Below are 20,177 nucleotides of genomic sequence, written 5' to 3'. Positions count from 1 at the left end.
CAATGCAGGCTGGAAAAATACACAGTTTCAGGGACCGTCACCTACGGACGGGGGAAAGAACTCATTCCTTCGGTTATACAGCGACTCATCAACGTCATCGACAACGGTCAAGGTCTTGACGGCGCCTTGCCCCCCATGCCGCCGATATTGGCGTCGCATCCGAGTCGCAGCTGTCATTGGGCCCGCTCCACCAGCATGTCCCCACGCCAGTAGCAAGACCGGGTTCAAGAACAGAGTCGAGTGAATCGGGAGCACCCGGCTGCCTCGGTGGCCTTCAAGAACTCCTTCGCCCACTATGGGCTGTCTCCACCCTCAGCGCACACAGCTAGCATTCCTTTTCTTGGTGAAGGCCTCGCGTACCCCGGCCAACCCTTGGCGAAAGGTCTATTCCGCCATGTTCGGGGTCACGAAATTACACAGATCCCGTTCGAGAAATTGACTCATTTCATCGGCGGTGATCGGCTTGCTGAGGTAGTAGCCCTGGATTTCATCGCAGCCATTGACGCGCAGATAGCCCAACTGCTCCCGGGTCTCGACGCCCTCGGCCACCACCTTCATTCGCAGGCTGCGCGCCAACGCGATGATGCCCGCGGTCAGTGCTGCAGCAGCCTCGTCTATCGGCAAGTCCTTGATGAAGGATCGATCGATCTTCAACGTGCTCAAGGGGAAGTTGCGCAGATAGGACAACGAGGAGTACCCGGTGCCGAAATCGTCGATCGCCAGGGACACGCCCAGATCGCGCAGTTCGCGCAGCCGCAGGGCGGCCTGGGCGGGGTTGTGCATGACGCCGCTTTCAGTGATCTCGAGTTCGAGCTGAGCGGGCAGGAGGCCGGCCCTTGCGACGACCTGCGCCACTTCCTCGGCCAGCAGGGGGCGATTGAGCTGCCGCGCCGACAGGTTGACGCTCACCTGGATGGGGTGGCCCTGGTCATTCCACGTTCTCGCATCCCGGCAGGCGACTTCTAACGCCCAGTGCCCCATGCTGTCGATCAGTCCGATGTCCTCCGCGATGGGAATGAACTGCAAGGGCGAGACCAGGCCCATTGTGGGGTGACTCCAGCGCATCAGCGCTTCCACTCCCGTGACAATCCCGGTAGTCAGATCGAGCTTGGGCTGGTACACGAGGAACAACTCGTCTCTCTCCAGCGCGCGAGGCAGGCAACTCTCGAGCGCCAGTTGCTGCTGGCCCTGCGCGCTCATTTGCGAAGAGTAGAAGTGATGGTTTCCCGGACCCATTCCCTTGGCTCGATACATCGCTGCGTCGGCGTTCATCAACAGGGTCTCAACATCCTGCCCGTCGTCCGGAAACAGGCTGATACCGATGCTTGCCGTGGTCGGCAGCTCGCGCCCCTTGACCTCGAAGGGACGGCTGAACAAGCTCACGACTTTCGCCAACGGTGCAATCACGTCGTCCGCGTTGTCCAGCCCCTCTAGCACCAACACGAATTCGTCCCCGCCGAATCGAGCCACGGTGTCGCTCAGGCGTACGCCCTCCCGCAGGCGATTCGCACAGGTCCGCAGCAATACGTCGCCGGCACTGTGGCCGAGGCTGTCATTTATGGATTTGAAACGGTCGAGGTCCATGAACAGCACGGCGACCTTGGTTTTCCGCCGTGCGGCGCGCTGCATGGCCTGCGCCAATTGCTCCTGCAGCAAGGCACGGTTGGCCAGGCCGGTCAACTCATCGTGGTGGGCCGAATGCCGCAGCGCGGCCTCGGCTTGCTTGCGCCGCAGGTACTGGGCCAACTGACTCGCGATCGAGCGCATGAAATCCTCGATCTCACCGTCGATGGTGATCTGCGCGTGGCTGAAGAATTCGAGCGCCAAGAGCTGCGCGCCTGCAACGACCGGGATGACCACAGCCGCATTCAGGCCGCAGCGGGCAGCGAACTGATCCCGAACGTGTGACGCGTCGGCCCCATGGATCGCGCGCCACAGCGGGTTGCCGGCGGCCCAGGCGGCGTCAAGGTTCCCGTCCGGGCGCGGTCCGCTGAAGACGCCCATGGCCGCGCTGAACTCATACGATGGAGCATCGTCGGACGCCGCCCAAGCACCCAGGCAGCGCACCCGGGAGTCAGCATCCACGCCCCAGCACACCGCGGCCGCCCAATCCATCCGCGCGCCGATCGATGACAGGATGAACGCCATCGCACTCTCGGGCTCGACATCCGCGGCCAGTTCCTGGGCGACGTCGTGAGCCAACGCCAGGCGCAAGGCCGACTTCTTGTTGGCGGTCTCGTCGCGCACCGCGGCGCGCACGGTGGTGACGTCGTTCTGCACAGATCCTTGAAAGGTGACGTGGACCCACCGATCGACCCCGTCACGTGCGTTCACGCGGTGCTCGAGCTCGAGGGGGGCGTCGCCCTGTGCGGCCCGCTGGATCGCCTCGTGAAGTCCCCCCCGCTGAACCGCTGGTACGAGCGCCATCAGGCGAGCCAACGTGAGGTTCTCGCTTGTCGAGATGAACCCATAGATGCGGCGAGCCTCGTCGGAGCAGTCGATCTGGCCGGTTTCTGGATTGAGCACCCAACTGCCCAACTTCGCCAGCGCCTGCGCTTCCGCAAGTCGTTGCTGGCTGGCCCGAAGGCGCTGAGACAGTACTTTCCCATCGTCCAGAGACTTGTTCTTGGTTTGCAGGAGGAATAGCAAGTCGACGACGGGGTCGTGTACCGCGAAATCGCTGAGTGACAGCCCGAGTCGGCTAATTTCGACCATTTCGGCCACCCAGGGCGAGCCCAGGAAAACCAGTCGCCGATCCTGGACGACGAACTGCCCTCGCAGGCGCAACGGCCTCGCGCGATGCTGCAACACGAATAGCGATTTCTCGTGCAGGTGGATAGCGTTGTAGTCCAGGCGTTTCAGGACGGGACGTTGAACCATGAAGTGCTCGTCGAGCCGGGCTCCTTCGATCAAATCGGGGCACAGTCGACGCAGCACCGCTCCGGTCTGCAGTACTCGCAGCTGCTCGTCGAACGCGACGTGAAAAGGGAACGCGGCAGCGAACTGCTGAGGTGACAGGTTGAGTTCGAGGACTGACATCACTGCGTGAGCGATGGGTCGGCATCGACGTAGTCGATGCGGAAGACGTCGTGGTCGTCCGTCCCCTGAAAGGCCGTCTGTTGCACAATGATTTCTTGCGCAAAGCGCTTGCTCAGGCCCTTCAGCAATCCGACCACCATCGGCGCCAATCCCGTGCGCTCACTGCGGTAGTGCAATAGCAACCCCGTGTCGCCCTCGATCTCTTCTACCGTGAATGAGGGCGGCCTCAAAGCAGGAAAGCTCATGCCCACATGACTGTGAAGATTGTCCAGATTGTTGAGGAACGACCGCAGATCCGAGCCAAACATGGCGAGCATCTCGCCGTAGCCCGACTGCGCTGTATAGAGCACCCAATGCTCGCCAAAGGCCTCCAGGACCTGAGTGGCACCGAGGCCCAATACGTCGGTGGCTGCACCGACCAGCCTGTACGTCGTTTCGTCCGGGTAGCCGTCCATCGCGATGAACATTTCATGGTTGATACCCGCACCTTGCCGAATCCTGTCCCAGGCTGAAGTGCCGTACCCTTGGATGACGAAATCCTCAAGCGCCTGGTTGACCAGTCCATACATAGCATCACCCCCAAAAATCCGAAATGCTCGTCGCACCTGCCTCGGATGCCGGGCGCAGGGAGCCACTGGCACAGTTTAGTCCGTTCAATAAGTCGCGGCCCCGACGTACTGAGGACTTTTCGCTCGCCGCATGATCCATGTCAGCCTGAGCTGCGCATCGGTCGCTACGCTAGCGCGCAATCTTGCGGCGGGCTTCACAGAGGATAGCCCGGTAGGAGGCGTTCGCGAACGACAGCTGTTGGCCGATAGTACCTATTCACCAAGCGCCTGCCAACGACAGCTACCAGCCTGAAGCAGGCGGCCTCGGATTCGGCTTTGCAGCGATTACTGTCAGCCGATGATCCTGCGTCAGTGCACGCTCTCGGCCGCACTTCGGGCGTTCAGATGGTCACAAACTCATCGGCCGGTTGCTGCTCTAGGGCAGCGGAGCAACAACCTTTCTGACGCCTTGTGCCGCTTTTTAACGGCAACGTGACGAGATGTATCTATGATGAGGGAATAAGGGCGAAGAGACGTTCCAAGCTGTGCTTGGGTGAGCATCGATCGGAAGTAGCCCAGTTCATAGGTGATATTCTGGGGGACTTTGCTCGGTGAAGATCAGAAAAATAAAAATCAAGAACTTTCGAGGCGTGAAAGAACTTGACTGGAGCCTTCCCAACGCCGACATCTTCTGCCTGATTGGCAAGGGTGATTCTTCCAAGTCCACGATCTTGGAGGCCATCAGATATGCCTTCCATCCGCAGTGGAACCTGACCCTCAGCGACTCTGACTTTCACCAGTGCAAAGTCGCGGATTCAATCGTCATTGAAGTCACCATCGGGGCCTTGACCGAAGCATTCTGCTCTTTGGACAAGTACGGTCAGTACCTCCGTGGCTGGGATGCTGCCACCCTCAAGCTCACTGACGAGCCTGAAGATCACTTGGAGAGTGTCCTGACTGTGCGGCTGACGGTCGACAAAGATCTTGAGCCCAAGTGGATGGTTGTCTGTGATCGTCACCCTGACGGCGTTCAGTTCAAGCAAGGTGATAGGAACAAGGTCAGTGTCGGCCTCATCGGTGCCTATAGCGAGAAGCAGCTTTCCTGGGCTACAGGCACGGCGTTGGCGAAGCTCACCGAAGCGCAGAGTCTGAACGAGCTGCTGGCAAATGCTTCCCGAACAGCCAGGGCTTCATTGGACGGTGATCGGCCTGTCACCCTCAAGAATTTCGATGCGGCGGCTGGGAAGTCGCAGGAGATTGCAAAGCTGTTGGGGGTGCCGGTGTCGGACGCCTATAAGGCTCACCTCGATCTGGCTTCTATCAACCTGAAAGTTGGTGGGTTGGCGCTCCATGACGGTGACATCCCTCTTCGGCAGCTAGGTCTTGGGTCAAAACGAATGCTGCTGTGTGGCATTCAAAAGATGGGTTTGGAAGAGGGCCACATCACCTTGTTTGACGAAGTGGAGTTCGGCTTGGAGCCGCACCGAATCACACGCCTGATCAAGCATGTCCGGGAAGACAAACGAGGTCAATACTTCCTCACCACGCACTCACCCACGGTCCTGCGGGAACTCACCGTAAAAGAGCTGTACGTCGTGCATAGCAAGGGTGGGGTTGTGCAGATCACTTCCGCTGCGAAGGACGGTCTGGAACAGCTTGAAGTGCAGGGAAAGATTCGATCCAGCACCGAAGCATTCTTGGCAAAGAAGGTTGTGGTTTGTGAAGGCGCTACCGAAGTCGGGTTCATGCGAGGTTTTGACGATCACCAGGTCGGCAAGGGAAAGGACCCACTGTCGTATCACGGCGTTGAGCTGCTAGATGCCAGAGGTGCGAAGAACATAAAGGGTTTGGCCAAGGCATTCAAGGCGCTTGGCTATGAGGTCACAGTCCTTGCAGACGCTGACTCACCTGAGAACTTCTCACCAGCCGACGAAGCCGAACTGGTGAAGCTAGGTGTGCCGGTCGTGGCCTGGGACAACAAGCTGTCCTTGGAAGAAAGGGCGATGAAAGATCTGCCCTGGGGCGCTGTCCTTGCGAGCGTACAACTGGCTCAGACCGAGTTCGCATACCCGGTGCGAGACCAAGTTTATTCGAGGCTCGTCGCCAAGATTGAACTTGCTCAGGAGGTAGAAAAATGGGTGGAGTCTGAGAATCTGCGAACTGCCATCGGGCTTGCCGCGAAGAAGTCGGAGTGGTTCAAGAACATTTCTAAAGGGGATCGCTGGTTCAGCGCTGCGGCCCCAAATTTTGAGGACGCTGACTTCGCGAAGAAGGATCTGTCAGTAAAGCTGAATAAGCTCTGGGCGTGGATAGAGCGTGTCTGAAGAACTTGCTCTCAAGCTCAACGATTTCACTACCAATGGGTATGTGATAGCGCCAGCCGGCTACGGCAAGACGCACCTCATTGCCATGGCCGTGAAAGCTGCCACCAAACGGCAACTGATCTTGACCCACACGTTTGCGGGCGTGAATTCCATCAAGACCAAGATGACCGCTCTTGGTGTACCTGCTTCCAAGTACCAGATTGACACAATTGCGAGCTGGTCACTTCGCCTCTGTCTGGCCTACCCGAAGACTTCGGGCTGGAAGGTAGAGCACCCCACAAGCAAACAGTGGAACAAGCTCTACGAGTGCTGTTCTGAGTTGCTGGGTAAGCAGTTCGTTCGCCGCGTCGTCGCTGCCACCTATGCCGGCGTCTATGTGGATGAGTACCAGGACTGCTCGGATCTGCAGCATGGCCTTGTCTGTGCCTTTGCTGAGTTCATGCCCTGCCGAATCTTGGGCGATCCGATGCAGGCCATCTTCGACTTTGGTGGTGACGAAGGCAAGCCCGTTGATTGGACGGTAAGTGTCTATCCGACGTTCACTTGCCTCGGTCAGCTAGAGACGCCGTGGCGCTGGAAAACGACTGGCGATCCGAACCTTGGAGCTTGGCTCAAGAAGGCGAGGGAGACCCTGGAAAAGGGGCAGAAGATCGATCTTTCAAACGGCCTGCCTGCCTGTGTGATACGTGCTCACACCACCCCAGAGTTCTTGGAGTCAAAGCAGTATTTTTCGCTCATGGACTTGCTGGGCAATCACGATAGTGTGATTGCTCTGCATGGTGGCGATCAGCAGTCCAAGAACAAGACCCATCTGTTAGCACGAACCATGGGTGGAAAGTTTTCTTCCATTGAAGAGGTTGAAGGCAAGGATCTTCACTCGTTCATCAAGAAGCTGGTTGCAGCCAAAACAACGCAGCAAGGCTTCCTCCTGGCTTTGGATTTTTCCAAGAAATGCTTTACAGGGGTTGGGAAAGCTCTGACCGCTGGAACGCAGAAGGGCGAGGTCGCAAAGCAAAGCAAGGTGACCAAGTATCCGTTGGTCCTGCATGCTGCGAATGCCTACTTGGGCAGTCCAACAAGTGTTCACCTGAGAGCATTCTTCTTGGCGTTGAAGGACAACCCTGAAACGTCAGCCTACCGTCGTGATCTGCTGTATCGCTTTCTCAACGTGCTGAAGATTCACATTGATGGGGTGGGGGCGAATCTGACGGAAGCTGCGAATAAATATCAGCGCGACATGAGACACACGGGAAGGCCGATCAGCCACCGCAAGCTCATTGGCACAACGCTGCTGGTGAAGGGGTTGGAGTACGACCATGCGGTCATTCTTGACGCTGACTCACTGGATGCCAAGGATCTGTATGTCGCCATGACACGTGGGGCCAAGACCTTGACCATAGTTGGGGAGCAGCGGCACCTGCCGGCAAGGTAACGAAATGACGAAGAAGCTTTTGCTGGTTGATCTGGAGAACAAGCACAAGGTCGATCTTTCACCGCTGGATGAGAGCTTTCGGGCCATCATCTTCGTGGGGGCCAACCAGAACCCTCCCAAGGCTGCGAAGAAGCCTGCCACGGCCCACAGGTTCAGTCGTGTCGACTTCCTGAAGATTTCAGGCGCTGGCAAGAACGCCTTGGACTTCCACATTGCCTTTGAGCTTGGCCGGACCTTTGAGACGGCTCCAGACACAGAGTGCTTCGTGCTAAGTGGCGACAAAGGCTTTGATCCCCTGCTGAACCACCTGAACAGCAACGGCATGGCGTGCAAACGGGTGGAGAGCATTGCAGAGCTTGTGCCGGCCAACGTGGTGCCGGTGGTTGCCCGTGACCAGGTGGTGTGTCCGTTCTGCAAGAAGGCCAGCACGATTGAGCATCATGGTGGTTACTGGTGCAGCAATTGTGGAAGGTTCGCCAAAGCGCCAGATCCGAAGCTTCTGCCGTCAAACCAGAAGGGCTACAGGGAGCCGGAACGCAACAGATATGAGGACAACGCTATCTACTCCGAATGCGGCTGGTGCCACCAGCGAACTGACATGACGGATGGCATCTACGACGACGGTGAATGGATGTGTGGGGGCTGCATTGCTAGATATGCAAGATAGTCAGGTGCAGTCACTTTGTTTAGAAAACCGCTCCCTTGAACGCCTGCTGCTGAGCAGAGTTGTCACTGCTTCGCCGATGTGTGAACGGCTGTTGTCAGCCTGAAGCAGTCGGCTTCGGGGACGGCTCTGCAGCGGTAGCGGACAGTCAGAATCCATCGTTGAGTTGGTACTATCGGCCAAGAGCGGTCGTCCATTTTGCATCCCCACTCTAGTCAAAGACGTTCAACCTGTGTGTTTACATCATTTTGAACATTGCCTCGACAGGCAAGGTCAACGGGATGCCCCAGGTACAGGTCGCTTGGGTGTGAGCCGACCGCTGAGTTTGAGGCCATCGCGCATGTTCATCACGATGAGTGAAAAGTTCACTGCCCCCGCCAGCAGCTCCAAACCTTGCAATGCATAGAAAACGCCGTCGAAACGACCAGCATTGGCCCACGACGCCAGCACGAAAGCGCTGGGCAGCAGCACCAACAGGCCGTTGACTGCCACCATCTTCATGCGTTGGCCCTTGACACTGACGAGGCGACCGCCACGACCCTTCGCAAGTGAAAAGCCACTACCGCCCGTGGCAGCCATCGACGGGATCAATAGCCACATACCGCTCAACACCGCGTTCTTGACGGCAGCGACACTTGCCTGATCCATGAAGAACTCCGACACGACCGTCGATAGCCAGAACGTGGTGATGCAAAGCAGCGCGACAGATCCGAAGATTGCATGGAATTTCGATTTCATGATTTGACCTCTGAAGAGGGGTTGACGGTCTGCAGCTCGCGCAGCATTGATTGGAGCGTTTGGGTGACAGTGCTGGATTGGGCAGCAGGTATCAGCGCAGCCAATTCGGCAGCTTGAGCGGTCCAGATGGCATCGGCCTTGCGGTATAGGGCCAAACCTTGTGGCGTCAAGGCGTAAAGCGGCGAACGCCGATGCGCCGGATTCGGATGAGCCTCGGCAAGCCCCTGTTCGAGCAGCAAATTGAGTTGCTTTTGCGCACCCTGCCGCGTGACGCCCATCGCTTCGCCCACCTGAGGGGCGGTCAGTGGCGTGCCGGCCAGCGCTATGGCGCCCAGCATCTGCCAGCGCGCGCTGGTCAGACCGAGCGGCGCGACCAACTGGTCGCCCCACTGCAACAGCACGCCGTTCAGGCGAAACACGGATAGCACCAACTGGGTGACGGCTACGGCGCCTAGGTTGGGTGCAGAAGGAACTGGATTTTGCCGATTCATGACAACTAGTTTCCAATAATGGAAACTAGTTGTCAATATGGGTGCGCAAGTTCACGAAAATTAGCCGGTCACGTAACGAATGGTTCCCGCTGAGCCCAGACTGTCCGCTATGGGCCGAGGCTGTGTGAAAACACTCAAACATTTATTTACGTTGACTCAAATTATCGGCAACTGACTGACCAGGACAGCCACTCCCCGGACGTTCTGAGTTGTTGCTCTGGCTAGGGAACTCTAGCGCAGCCCCATACTCTGCAACGTAGCGCTACACTTCCCCATAAATGCCGTTCCACCGCTCAGCCCACCGCTGCATGACCACATTCCTGGTGGTCCTGTCGCTGCTGTTTTCACAGCTGGCGTTGGCGAACTACGTCTGTCCCAGCACATCGGGTGCGGCAGCTATGGTGGAAAAAATGGCTGCGGGCGAACCCTGCGAAGGCATGGACATGGCCCAGCCTGGGCTGTGCCACCAGTTCAAGATGGATGCGCCGCAATCGGTTGAGCAGGCAAAGGTGGCAACTCCCACGCTGCCCGCCATCATCCAGGTACGGGTTGTACCCGCGGTACTTGATGCTGCCAGCACCGAAGCCCTGACGGTTGAGGCAACGGCCGAGGTCCGACCGCCTCCAGACCCTATCTTCCTTTCTACCCTCCGACTTCGCGTCTGACATCTCCGTGAACTAACAGGCGCTGGCGCAGATTTTCTGCTCGCCAGCAGACATCCTCGTTCGTTTTCGGAGCTCCTATGCCTCTGTTTTCTGGGCGTGCTGCCATGTGGGCCGCCGCATTTTTGCCATGCTTTGTCGCAGCGGCACCTCTTTCCCTCGACGATGCCATCGACTTGGCAGTCCAACGTTCAGAAGCGTCCCGCTCAGCGCGCGCCGGTGTCGACAGCGCCAAGCACATGGCACGGGTGGCAGGCCAGCTTCCTGACCCGAGCTTGCGCGTCGGTATCGAGAACCTCCCTGTAACAGGGCCTGACAGGCTCCATACTGCCAGTGACTCCATGACGATGAAGCGCATCGGTATCAGCCAGGAATGGCTGTCTGCCGGGAAGCGAGCCACCCGCCAGGCAGCTGCCGAAGCCGTCGTCGCTCGAGAAACCATTCAAGTACAAACCGCTCAGGCGGACACACGCCTGCAAACCGCACTGGCCTATGTGGATGCATTCTTCGCCAGCGAGTCGCTGAAGCTCAGCACCCTGATGGAACACCACGCCCACGAGGAACTGGCGACGTCCCGTGCTCGGCTTTCCTCGTCTACAGCTAACAGTCAGGAAGTTCTGTTCCTAACCACAGCCAGCGGCATGGCTGCAGACGATACGGCAGAGGTTTTGCAGCAGCAAAACAGCGCCAGGCTCGCCTTGCAGCGCTGGACTGGTGTGGCAAACGAGGAGCTACAGGCTATTGGCAAACTGCCATGGCCGGCCGAAGCGGACTACGTGGCAGCAGCCCCGACAGTCGTGGCGCTACACCGGGATGTGGAAGTCGCACGTCAATCGGCTGCCGTCGCAACAAGTAACCGCCAGGCGAACTGGACCTGGGAAGTGGCCTACGGCCAGCGCACAGGCTACTCGGACATGGTGTCGGTGGGCGTCACCATTCCTTTACAGGTTGCTCCTTCGCAGCGCCAGGACCGAGAAACCGCAGCCAAGTGGGCCATGGTCGACAAAGCCGAAGCTGAGTTGTCGGAAGCCATCCGCAGTGCCACCGCCGAGTACCGAAGCCTGGCCAGCGACGCCCAACGCCTGCAAGCGCGCATCGAGCGCTACCGCACCGCAGTGGCTCTCCCTGCCACCCAGCGCACAGCCACGGCGACCGCGGCTTACAGCTCCAACCAAGGAAGCCTCGTCACCCTGTTCGAAGCCCGGCACGCCGAAGTGGATGCCCAACGCAAGCTGTTGGCACTGCAGCGGGATTGGACGAGAACCCAGGTCCAACTGGCCTACAAGCCGCTGAGCCAGGGAGACGCACCATGAAGGCCCGCCACACTACACTTTTTGTCTTGCTAGTAGGTGCCGCATTGGCCGCCGGTGGCTTCCTTGCCGGCCGCCACATGCCTCCTACCAGCATGGCTCCGGCCACGGAGACAACGGCCTCCGGCCAAAGCAAGGTTTTGTACTGGCATGACCCCATGGTTCCCGGCCAACGTTTTGACAAGCCAGGTAAATCCCCCTTCATGGATATGCAGCTCGTGCCGGTGTACGCGCAAGACGCGGGCAACACCACTGGCGTGACCGTCAGCGCAGCCGTGCAGCAAAACCTGGGTATCCGCTATGCCATGGTGCACCGGGCGGAACTACCTTCCACGTTCGATGCGGTAGGTACCGTGCAGTTTGACGAGCGCTTGGGTGTCGCAGTCCAGACCCGCGTGGCCGGGTACGTGGAGCATTTGGCGGTACGGGCACCTATGGAGCGGGTACGCAAAGGCCAGGCACTGGCCACGGTGTTTGCCCCTGAATGGCTGGGACCGCAAAACGAATTCCTGGCGCTCCAGCGCGCCAATGTCTCGCCAGACCTGATTGCCGCTGCGCGTGACCGGATGCGTGCCATGTCGATTCCGGCCGAACTGCTGCGGCGCAGCGAAGAAGCCGGCACGGCGCAAGCGCGCTTCACCCTGACAGCACCCGCCAGCGGCGTCGTGGCCGAGCTGGGTATCAGGGAAGGTGTCGCTGTGACACCTGGCATGACGCTATTCCGCATCGCCGGGCTGGAGAAAGTGTGGGCCGTGGCCGAAGTGCCGGAAGCCCAGGCGCTGCGACTCAGCCCAGGGCAGAGCGTTACGGTCACCCTGCAGGCCGACGCCACGCAAACCTTCAGCGGGAAGCTGCAGGAAATCCTGCCCGAAGTGAACGCCGCCACGCGTACCCTCAAGGCCCGCTTCGAAGTGGACAACCGGGCTGGCAAGCTGACACCCGGCATGCTGCTCAACCTGCAGATTGCCGGTCCCAAGACGGCTAGCCTGGTGCTGCCGTCTGAGGCCGTGATTCGCACCGGCAAGCGAGTGATGGTCATGGTCCGCAAGGAGAACGGAGCGTTTGAGCCGCGTGCGGTGTCTGTAGGCCGGGATGTGGGTGACGAGACAGAAATCCTGCAAGGCCTCAGCGAAGGGGAACAGGTAGTGGCCAGCGGCCAGTTTCTTATCGATTCCGAAGCCAGCCTGCGCTCCGTACTGGGTAGCATGGCTGCGCCGGTTTCCACTCCCATTGCCACCGCAGGAGTCCATGTGGGTGAGGGCAAGGTCGAAAGCGTCAATGCCGATGCCATCACGATTTCTCACGGCCCCATTGCCTCCCTCCAATGGCCGTCCATGACCATGGGCTTTGGCAAGCCAGAACCCCAAGCCTTTGCCGACATCAAGCCAGGCGACAGAGTGCGCTTTGAATTCAAGGAAGGTGGTCCCTCCGGCTACGCCTTGGTGAAGGTGCAGCCGGTGTCTGCTGGAGCCAAGCCATGATTGCCGCGCTGATTCGCTGGTCGGTCGGCAACCGCTTTCTGGTGCTGATGGCCATGGTCTTCCTAGTGGCCCTAGGTCTGTGGTCGGTCGCCAAAACCAGCCTGGACGCCTTGCCGGACCTGTCGGATGTACAAGTCATCATCCGCACGCCCTATCCGGGCAAGGCACCGCAGGTGGTGGAAGACCTGGTGACCTATCCGTTGACAACGACGATGCTTAGCGTACCAGGCGCCAAGACGGTACGCGGCTATTCGTTCTTTGGCGATTCCTTTGTCTACGTGCTTTTCGACGACAAGACGGACCCGTACTGGGCCCGCTCGAGGGTGGTGGAATACCTGAACCAGGTGCAAAGCAAGCTGCCTGCAGGTGCCAATGCCTCCCTGGGGCCAGACGCCACCGGGGTCGGTTGGGTGTTTGAGTACGCGTTGGTGGACCGAACTGGCCAGCGCGATATTGGGCAGCTGCGGGCCTTGAACGACTGGTTCCTGAAGTTCGAGCTTAAAACCGTGCCGGACGTGGCCGAGGTTGCCAGCATTGGTGGCATGGTGCGGCAGTACCAGGTGGTGCTCGACCCGAACCGCATGCGGGCGCTGGGCATCACCCAAGGCATGGTGGTAACAGGGCTGCAGAAAGCCAACCAGGCCTCAGGCGGCTCCGTGGTCGAGCTGGCCGAGGCCGAGTACATGGTGCGCTCGCGGGGTTACCTGCAATCGCTGGACGACTTCCGCAGCATTCCGCTGGCCGTGTCCGCCACGACCCCTGTGCTCTTACGCGACGTAGCCACAGTGCAAGTCGGTCCCGAGATGCGCCGCGGCATTGCCGAACTGGATGGCGAAGGCGAAGTCGCTGGAGGGGTGGTGGTGATGCGTTCCGGCAAGAATGCCCGCAGCACCATCGAAGCGGTGAAGGCCAAGCTGGAGGCGCTCAAACCTGGCCTGCCTGCGGGGGTAGAGGTCATTCCCACCTATGACCGGTCCCTGCTGATTGGCCGGGCGGTGGACAACCTGCGTTCCAAGCTGCTGGAGGAGTTTCTGGTGGTGGCCCTGGTCTGCGCCATCTTCCTGTTCCACCTGCGCTCGGCACTGGTGGCGGTCGTGGCTCTGCCTATTGGGATACTCGCGGCCTTCATCGTCATGCACTGGCAAGGCGTCAACGCCAACATCATGTCCTTGGGTGGTATCGCTATCAGCATCGGGGCCATGGTGGACGGTGCCATCGTCATGGTGGAGAACGTGCACAAGCATCTGGAGGCGTTCGAGGCCCAACATGGACGCATGCCCACCTCGGCAGAACGCTGGCAACTGGTAGGCGCGGCCTCGGTCGAAGTGGGGCCAGCCTTGTTCTTCTCGCTGCTGGTGATTGCGCTGTCCTTTGTCCCGGTGTTCTCTCTGGAAGCCCAGGAAGGACGTTTGTTCTCGCCGCTGGCGTTTACCAAAACCTATGCCATGGCAGCGGCTGCCGGGCTATCTGTAACCTTGGTTCCGGTGCTGATGGGCTACCTCATCCGCGGCCGTATCCCGCATGAAGCGGCCAATCCGGTGAATCGCTTTCTGATGGTCGCCTACCGGCCTGCGCTGGAAGCGGTGCTGCGCTTCCCCAAAGCCACGCTGGCGATAGCCGCTGTGCTGCTGGCACTCACGGCCATTCCGGTTCTGCGCCTGGGTGGGGAGTTCATGCCTGCCCTGGACGAAGGCGACCTGCTGTATATGCCATCGGCACTGCCTGGCCTGTCGGTTTCCAAGGCAGCCACGCTGCTGCAGCAGACGGACCGGCTCATCAAGACCGTGCCTGAGGTGGACCATGTCTTCGGCAAGGCGGGCCGTGCGGACACCGCGACCGACCCTGCGCCGCTGGAGATGTTCGAGACCACTATCCAGTTCAAGCCGCGTGCGCAATGGCGCGTGGGCATGACGCCGGACAAACTGGTGGAGGAACTGGACCGGGCAGTCAAGGTACCGGGATTGACCAATGTTTGGGTGCCCCCCATCCGCAACCGTATCGACATGCTGGCCACCGGCATCAAGAGCCCGGTCGGTATCAAGGTGGCCGGCGCCGACCTTGCCACCATCGACCGGCTGACTACACAGATGGAAGCCGCTGTGAAGAATGTGCCCGGTGTCTCGTCCGCGCTGGCGGAACGGCTCACCGGTGGCCGTTATATCGATGCCGAGGTAGACCGCCTGGCAGCTGCACGCTATGGACTGTCCGTGGCGGATGTGCAGGCCGTGGTCTCCACCGCCATTGGCGGCGACAACGTCGGCGAGGTCATCCAGGGACGCGAGCGCTATCCCATCAACGTGCGCTACCCCCGGGAGGTGCGCGACTCGCTGGAGCGCCTGCGCGAATTGCCCTTCGTGACGGACAAGGGCGCCCAGCTGCTGCTGCAGGAGGTCGCCAAAATCACCATCGCAGAAGGTCCGCCGATGCTGCGCAGCGAGAATGCCCGCCTGTCCGGCTGGGTCTATGTGGATGTGCGCGGGCGCGACCTGCGCTCGGTGGTGCACGACATGCAGGAGGCGGTCGCCAAGACTGTGGTCTTGCCTGCTGGCTATGCGGTGTCGTGGTCCGGACAGTTTGAATACCTGGAGCGCGCGACCGAACGGCTCAAGCTGGTCATTCCGGTGACTTTGGCGGTCATATTTGTGCTGCTTTACCTGTTGTTTGTATCGTTCACCGATGCTGCGCTGGTGATGGCGGCTGTGCCGTTTTCTCTCATCGGCGGGTTCTGGCTGGTATGGGCACTGGGGCATTCCGTGTCTGTGGCCACGGCGGTCGGCTTCATTGCGCTGGCTGGCGTGGCGGCAGAGTTCGGTGTGGTGATGCTGGTCTACCTGAAGAACGCGCTGGCCCGGCGGCTAGAGGCAGGCGAGCCGATGGACGACACCACCTTGCTGGCAGCCATCCGCGAAGGTGCTGTGCTGCGCGTGCGCCCCAAGGCGATGACGGTGGCGGTGGTGATGGCCGGCCTGTTGCCTATTCTGTGGGGCAGTGGCACCGGCTCGGAGGTGATGACTCGGATTGCCGCCCCCATGGTCGGAGGCATGGTGACAGCGCCCCTGCTGAGCATGCTCGTCATGCCTGCAGCTTGGTACCTACTGCACCGAAGGCGTTCCGTTTCGTCCGAGCTTCGGCAAACCCCTTTGACCCTGTCGGCGGCATGAGCTGCCAACCCTTGTATCCATTTTTATTACCGGAAAGACCCCAATGAAACTTCTGCACACCGCCATCACCGTAGCTTTGCTCACGACTAGCGTCGCACATGCGCAAACCTCTTCGGGGATGAAGCCCATGCAAGCCGCACCATCCACTTCCGCTGCCGCCATGCCCCCAACCGAGGGTGAGGTCAAGAAAATCGACAAACCTCAGGCCTTGGTCGTGCTCAAGCATGGAGACATCCTCAATCTGGGAATGCCTGCGATGACCATGGGATTCAACGCGGACCCGCAAACACTGGACCGGCTCAAGCTAGGCGATAAAGTCCGCTTCAACGCAGATATGGTGAAGGGAAAGGCGACCATCACCAAGATTGAAGTTATGCACTGAGGCTGGGCGGTGACCCATACGACAGGGTTTGACCTCGACTGTCTGCTCCTGGTCGATAGTACCTATTCGCTAAACACCTGCCAACGGCCGCAACCAGCCTGAAGTGGCCGTCGGCAGGAACGGGTTTGCGAAAGCAGCCGTTTGGGCAGTGCTCAGTCTGTCAGCTTCGCCCCCAACGCCGGCATCACCGAAATCGTCTTTTGTACACTTCAAGACTATCCCATCAAATACGCTCCAAAGCTTGATGCGGTTGCTCAGGAAGCCGTACAGTGATGAAATCTCCTGGCATCACTTGGCCGCCCTCGACTACCACCCCCATGACGCCTGCCTTCCGGATCAGTGAACCGTCGACGGCCCGTTCCAGAACCGCTTGCGTCAGGCCATCTTGGAAGTCGTCAAGTTGCTTGCAGGGATTCCGCAAACCGGTCAGTCGTACACGGGCGGAAGCACCGATTTGCAGTTCCGTATCGACCGGCAGGCTCAGGAGGTCAAGCCCTCTTGTGGTGATGTTTTCGCCGATATCACCGGGAGCGATATCGAAACCTATTGCAGCAAGTTCGTCGAACAACTCGGCGTGCACCAGGTGGACTTGGCGGAAGTTGGGTTGCAAGGGGTTATGCGCCACACGCGACCGGTGCTTAACAGTCTCGCCACAGTGGGCATCCCCCTCAATGCCAAGCCCCTTCAGAAGATGAATGCTTTCCGCCCTGACCTTCGAGAATGTATGTGTTTGACTCAGGGAGACGGAAACCACAAAAGGTTGAGGGGGCAATATGAGATGCATGCTTGCAGGTCCAATATCGAAACTCGCCCTACGACTTACCACCAACCCGTGGATGTGAGCATTTCTGGAAGATTGTCAGGCCACACAGTGTCGTCGGTTGATTCCAGGTCGGCTGCAGTCCACCATTTGTGGTCTGCCATAACTTCAAGTTCCAAGGCCGTGTGCTGGTTTCGACAGATATCCTGAACTGCTGTGAGGACGACGAAGAACTGCTCCTCAGACACCACATCTTCTCCGTCAGGAAGCTGCATGGTGAATTCGCGCTGGGTGATTGGGTCACCGACGCTGGTAACCACCATGCCAGTTTCCTCCCTCAGCTCGCGGATGGCTGCCTCAGTGAAAGTTTCACAAGACTCCACCTCGCCACCGGGCGTCGCCCAGTATTCTTGCCCAGCCAGCGCGCCTTTCTTGTGCAGGAAGCGAAAGAGCAGCAGGCGGCCGGTTGGGTCCAGAACGAGCAAGCGGGAGGATGGGCGTCGGCGCAAGGCTGTATTCCAGTAAGGCTATTCGCTGGTCACCTGTAGGCTCATAATGGTGGGCGCACTTGATGGGCCCACCGTTGTACCGTCGGTCTCTGCCACTGGTGTTTTGCATATACCACCAGTCTTTCCGGCACTGAATCGCCATTCAGAATAAGGCGGTTGAGCATCAACGCAAGGTCAACATCGGCGATGGACCATTGGCCACAGATGTTTTCAGCACCATGAGAAAGCAGGGTTTCTGCGGCCGAGAACAACTTTTCCGCAGATTCCCGTGCAGCCTGAGACAGAGGTGCTTTCTTTACCCCGTAGAAGACTACCTCAGTGGAGCGTTCCTGGCGAATAGGCATGAGGTCGCTGCGCAACCAGGCCTGGATCTGACGAGCCTTCGCTTTACGACGCGGCTCTAAAGGATACAAGGGCGCACCGGGAAAAATATCGTTGATGTACTCGGTGATTGCGGACGACTCCGACAGGGTGAAGCCATCGTGATGCAAGCTGGGCACCCGTTGCGTCAACGAAACATCCGCAAAGCCTGCGGTTTGTTGTTCGTTGGCGCCGAGGTCTACGGTCGCAATATCAAACGGCAAATCCTTTTCATGCAGTGCAACGAATACCGACATTGCATACGGACTGGCAAATTGGGCATCTACATATAAGCGGAGGTTTGGGTGGGGCATAACGAGCTTCAGCGACGCGTGGATGGATCCACATCTTATCCATCTAGATCAACGCATAGGATCACAAGAGCCTTTCATGAGCTCCTATCCTAGTGGCAGTATCGGAGCTCCTGGCAGAGGTGCCTCCACCGCTCCCGCTGATGAAAATCTCCCCCATGCAAGAAAGCGGGGTACGCTCCGCCACAATGAGCGGTCACGACCATGAATCCTATGCAAGCCATGAAATCTGCCCTCCTGCCTCTTGTATTCGCCATAGCCGCAGGTACCCTGGTGCCCAGCTTGGCGACTTTTGCAGCTGATCGCCCAGCAGCCAAGCCTGCTGCGCACAAAAAGCCCGCAGACGAGGTGCCAGCCCCAGCGCCGTTGGCCGGGCAATCCGCTGTGGCCAGTGGCGCACCGACCATCCCCGCCAAGGCATGGCTGCTGATGGACTTCGACTCCGGAGAGGTACTTGCCTCAGCCAACCCCGACGAACCGTTGCCGCCAGCGTCACTGACCAAGATGATGACCAGCTTCCTGGTCGAGCAGGCCCTTCGCTCAGGCAAACTCAAAAAGGACGATCTCGTTTCGGTCAGCGAGAACGCCTGGTGCCGCGGTTCGAGCACCGAGTCGTGCATGTACCTGCCGCTGAACAGCCAGGCCACGGTGATGGACATCCTGCGTGGCATCGTCATCCAGTCGGGTAACGACGCCTCCAAGGCGATCGCCGAACACATGGCGGGCTCCGAAGAGGGCTTCGCCAAGCTTATGAATGCCGAAGCCAAGCGCCTTGGGATGGCGAACACGAATTTCGTGAACCCCACAGGCTTGCCCGACCCGGCGCACAAGTCGTCTGCCCGCGATCTCGCCATCCTCGCGCGTGCAATCATCCGTGACAGCGCCGATTACTACCCGATTTACGCCGAACGCGAGTTCAAGTACAACGGTATCAAGCAAGGCAACCGCAACGCCTTGCTCTACACCGACCCCACTGTGGATGGACTGAAGACGGGCCACACCGAGGAAGCCGGCTACTGCCTGGTCACCTCAAGCAAGCGCAACGACATGCGCCTCATCACGGTCATCCTCAACACCAACAGCGCAAAGGCGCGTGCCGATGAGACCCGCACGCTGCTGGGCTGGGGATTCAGCCACTTCGAGAAGGCCACCCCCATTCAGCCGAACGCCGTGGTCACTAATGCCAAGCTCAGGTTTGGCAAGGCCGACACCGTCGCCGCAGGCCTGGGATCGCCATGGACGTTGACCGTCCCGCGCGGTCAGAAATTGCAGACCTCGGTGCAGGTAAAGCCTGGCCTGGAGGCGCCGGTCGCCAAGGGTGCCGTGATCGGCAAGGTGATCGCAGAATCGAACGGCAAGCAGATTGGTGAAACTCCGCTAATTGCACAGGCGGATGTGGAGCGCGCGGGCTTCATGCTGCGCATGTGGCAGCACTTGGTCAAATAACTCGGGAGTGCCCCGATGGGGCTTCAGCCAAGACGACGGACACACAGGTGTGCGTCGGACCGGTGTCCAGCAGGTCATCGAGTTGGGCGGCTAGGAGTAAGAGTGATTGCATCGAGGTGATGCTGCAGCCAGCTATTGGCCGCGACAAGTGTGCCGGGCGTGACGAATGCTCAGGCGTTGTCTTCGATTCCATCGACGCCGACGGCAATCGCCGTCTAAAGCCCAACACGTCAGCGGAGGAGCCGCACCGGCCCTGGATCTCGATGTAATAGCAACTCGAAGCAGCGTGCGCGTATTGCAACACGTGCGCGCAACTTGAATCCGCCGCCCGAAGCCGACACAAGGTTGGCCCATTTAGAAGTTTGCAACGTAGCGGAAGCTGTCATTCAGTTTTGAAGACTTATCTCCCTTTATTGTTCAGGTTTATCCGACATCTGCCCGAGCATGAACGCGACGGCGGCTTGGCGGCAGATGTCGGATAAACCTAAGGCAACGCTGAACAAGCCTCTTCAAAATAGGCCCATGCATCTACCAGGGTCCGATTTCGGCCACTTGGGCG

The 20,177-nt window shown here is 59.4% G+C and carries 16 protein-coding genes; 9 read left to right on the top strand and 7 right to left on the bottom strand.

What is annotated here, in order from left to right; genetic code table 11:
- Window positions 1-384: 384 nt before the first annotated feature.
- Both AC07VY_RS22425 and AC07VY_RS22420 read right to left on the bottom strand, forming a co-directional pair.
- Window positions 385-3,039: an EAL domain-containing protein gene (locus AC07VY_RS22425; protein WP_495099442.1), complete on the bottom strand. Its 2,655-nt coding sequence runs from the start codon at window positions 3,037-3,039 to the stop codon at window positions 385-387.
- Window positions 3,039-3,608, bottom strand: coding sequence for a heme NO-binding domain-containing protein (locus tag AC07VY_RS22420; RefSeq protein ID WP_495099441.1), 570 nt, complete (start codon window positions 3,606-3,608; stop codon window positions 3,039-3,041). Before AC07VY_RS22420 ends, AC07VY_RS22425 begins: the two co-directional genes overlap by 1 nt.
- Before the next feature lie 590 nt (window positions 3,609-4,198).
- Here AC07VY_RS22420 and AC07VY_RS22415 point away from each other — a divergent pair.
- From AC07VY_RS22415 to AC07VY_RS22405, 3 genes are read left to right on the top strand one after another with little or no spacing between them, the layout of a single operon-like run.
- On the top strand, window positions 4,199-5,911 hold the full coding sequence (locus AC07VY_RS22415) for an ATP-dependent nuclease (RefSeq protein ID WP_495099440.1): 1,713 nt from the start codon (window positions 4,199-4,201) through the stop codon (window positions 5,909-5,911).
- Window positions 5,904-7,343, top strand: a complete 1,440-nt coding sequence (locus tag AC07VY_RS22410; protein ID WP_495099439.1) for a DEAD/DEAH box helicase family protein — start codon at window positions 5,904-5,906, stop codon at window positions 7,341-7,343. The genes AC07VY_RS22415 and AC07VY_RS22410 overlap by 8 nt, the downstream gene beginning before the upstream one ends.
- A 4-nt stretch (window positions 7,344-7,347) precedes the next feature.
- Complete coding sequence (locus tag AC07VY_RS22405) at window positions 7,348-8,010, top strand: PIN domain-containing protein (protein WP_409884146.1); 663 nt, start codon at window positions 7,348-7,350, stop codon at window positions 8,008-8,010.
- 270 nt (window positions 8,011-8,280) lie between these two features.
- Here the strand turns inward: AC07VY_RS22405 and AC07VY_RS22400 are convergent, their stop codons facing one another.
- Together AC07VY_RS22400 and AC07VY_RS22395 are read right to left on the bottom strand one after the other, a co-directional pair.
- Window positions 8,281-8,745, bottom strand: coding sequence for a hypothetical protein (locus tag AC07VY_RS22400; RefSeq protein ID WP_495099438.1), 465 nt, complete (start codon window positions 8,743-8,745; stop codon window positions 8,281-8,283).
- A complete protein-coding gene (locus tag AC07VY_RS22395; protein ID WP_495099437.1) occupies window positions 8,742-9,164 on the bottom strand; it encodes a MarR family winged helix-turn-helix transcriptional regulator in 423 nt (140 codons plus the stop codon). Before AC07VY_RS22395 ends, AC07VY_RS22400 begins: the two co-directional genes overlap by 4 nt.
- Window positions 9,165-9,544: 380 nt before the next feature.
- On the opposite strand from AC07VY_RS22395, the gene AC07VY_RS22390 reads away from it, so the two are divergent.
- The 5 genes from AC07VY_RS22390 (at window position 9,545) to AC07VY_RS22370 (ending at window position 16,232) form a co-directional block, all read left to right on the top strand.
- Window positions 9,545-9,901 (top strand): hypothetical protein, encoded by a 357-nt coding sequence (locus AC07VY_RS22390; RefSeq protein WP_495099436.1) that lies wholly within the window; start codon window positions 9,545-9,547, stop codon window positions 9,899-9,901.
- A gap of 338 nt (window positions 9,902-10,239) precedes the next feature.
- The gene (locus tag AC07VY_RS22385) at window positions 10,240-11,211 is read left to right on the top strand and encodes a TolC family protein (protein ID WP_495099435.1); all 972 of its coding nucleotides are present in this window, start codon (window positions 10,240-10,242) and stop codon (window positions 11,209-11,211) included.
- Window positions 11,208-12,689, top strand: a complete 1,482-nt coding sequence (locus tag AC07VY_RS22380; RefSeq protein ID WP_495099434.1) for an efflux RND transporter periplasmic adaptor subunit — start codon at window positions 11,208-11,210, stop codon at window positions 12,687-12,689. The genes AC07VY_RS22385 and AC07VY_RS22380 overlap by 4 nt, the downstream gene beginning before the upstream one ends.
- Entirely contained in the window at window positions 12,686-15,850 is a 3,165-nt protein-coding gene (locus tag AC07VY_RS22375; RefSeq protein WP_495099433.1) for an efflux RND transporter permease subunit, read from the top strand. The genes AC07VY_RS22380 and AC07VY_RS22375 overlap by 4 nt, the downstream gene beginning before the upstream one ends.
- Window positions 15,851-15,893: 43 nt before the next feature.
- Window positions 15,894-16,232 carry a copper-binding protein gene (locus tag AC07VY_RS22370; RefSeq protein ID WP_495099432.1) on the top strand — a complete coding sequence of 113 codons (339 nt, stop codon included), beginning with the start codon at window positions 15,894-15,896 and terminating at the stop codon, window positions 16,230-16,232.
- A 223-nt stretch (window positions 16,233-16,455) separates the two neighbouring features.
- Here AC07VY_RS22370 and AC07VY_RS22365 read toward each other — a convergent pair whose 3' ends face one another.
- Genes AC07VY_RS22365 through yfcF form a run of 3 tightly spaced genes read right to left on the bottom strand, consistent with a single transcriptional unit; the run spans window position 16,456 to window position 18,175 of the window.
- Window positions 16,456-17,016 carry an MOSC domain-containing protein gene (locus tag AC07VY_RS22365; protein ID WP_495099431.1) on the bottom strand — a complete coding sequence of 187 codons (561 nt, stop codon included), beginning with the start codon at window positions 17,014-17,016 and terminating at the stop codon, window positions 16,456-16,458.
- 35 nt (window positions 17,017-17,051) lie between these two features.
- Entirely contained in the window at window positions 17,052-17,501 is a 450-nt protein-coding gene (locus AC07VY_RS22360) for an NUDIX hydrolase (protein ID WP_495099430.1), read from the bottom strand.
- Window positions 17,502-17,542: 41 nt separating this feature from the next.
- Window positions 17,543-18,175: a glutathione transferase gene (gene yfcF / locus AC07VY_RS22355; RefSeq protein ID WP_495099429.1), complete on the bottom strand. Its 633-nt coding sequence runs from the start codon at window positions 18,173-18,175 to the stop codon at window positions 17,543-17,545.
- A gap of 219 nt (window positions 18,176-18,394) precedes the next feature.
- Between yfcF and AC07VY_RS22350 the strand changes: the two genes are divergently transcribed.
- On the top strand, window positions 18,395-19,618 hold the full coding sequence (locus tag AC07VY_RS22350) for a D-alanyl-D-alanine carboxypeptidase family protein (protein ID WP_495099428.1): 1,224 nt from the start codon (window positions 18,395-18,397) through the stop codon (window positions 19,616-19,618).
- Window positions 19,619-20,177: the final 559 nt, after the last annotated feature.

The organism is Rhodoferax sp. GW821-FHT02C08, assembly GCF_059421805.1.
Note: the sequence above shows the minus strand (reverse complement) of the source record. Positions and strands in the feature narration are given on the sequence as shown.

Excerpts from the sequence above, each read along its gene's own strand:
- yfcF (WP_495099429.1), bottom strand. The coding sequence starts at position 18,175 with ATGCCCCACCCAAACCTCCGCTTATATGTAGATGCCCAATTTGCCAGT.
- AC07VY_RS22420 (WP_495099441.1), bottom strand. The coding sequence starts at position 3,608 with ATGTATGGACTGGTCAACCAGGCGCTTGAGGATTTCGTCATCCAAGGG.
- AC07VY_RS22370 (WP_495099432.1), top strand. The coding sequence starts at position 15,894 with ATGAAACTTCTGCACACCGCCATCACCGTAGCTTTGCTCACGACTAGC.
- AC07VY_RS22350 (WP_495099428.1), top strand. The coding sequence starts at position 18,395 with ATGAAATCTGCCCTCCTGCCTCTTGTATTCGCCATAGCCGCAGGTACC.
- AC07VY_RS22385 (WP_495099435.1), top strand. The coding sequence starts at position 10,240 with ATGACGATGAAGCGCATCGGTATCAGCCAGGAATGGCTGTCTGCCGGG.
- AC07VY_RS22375 (WP_495099433.1), top strand. The coding sequence starts at position 12,686 with ATGATTGCCGCGCTGATTCGCTGGTCGGTCGGCAACCGCTTTCTGGTG.
- AC07VY_RS22425 (WP_495099442.1), bottom strand. The coding sequence starts at position 3,039 with ATGTCAGTCCTCGAACTCAACCTGTCACCTCAGCAGTTCGCTGCCGCG.
- AC07VY_RS22400 (WP_495099438.1), bottom strand. The coding sequence starts at position 8,745 with ATGAAATCGAAATTCCATGCAATCTTCGGATCTGTCGCGCTGCTTTGC.
- AC07VY_RS22380 (WP_495099434.1), top strand. The coding sequence starts at position 11,208 with ATGAAGGCCCGCCACACTACACTTTTTGTCTTGCTAGTAGGTGCCGCA.
- AC07VY_RS22405 (WP_409884146.1), top strand. The coding sequence starts at position 7,348 with ATGACGAAGAAGCTTTTGCTGGTTGATCTGGAGAACAAGCACAAGGTC.
- AC07VY_RS22390 (WP_495099436.1), top strand. The coding sequence starts at position 9,545 with ATGACCACATTCCTGGTGGTCCTGTCGCTGCTGTTTTCACAGCTGGCG.
- AC07VY_RS22365 (WP_495099431.1), bottom strand. The coding sequence starts at position 17,016 with ATGCATCTCATATTGCCCCCTCAACCTTTTGTGGTTTCCGTCTCCCTG.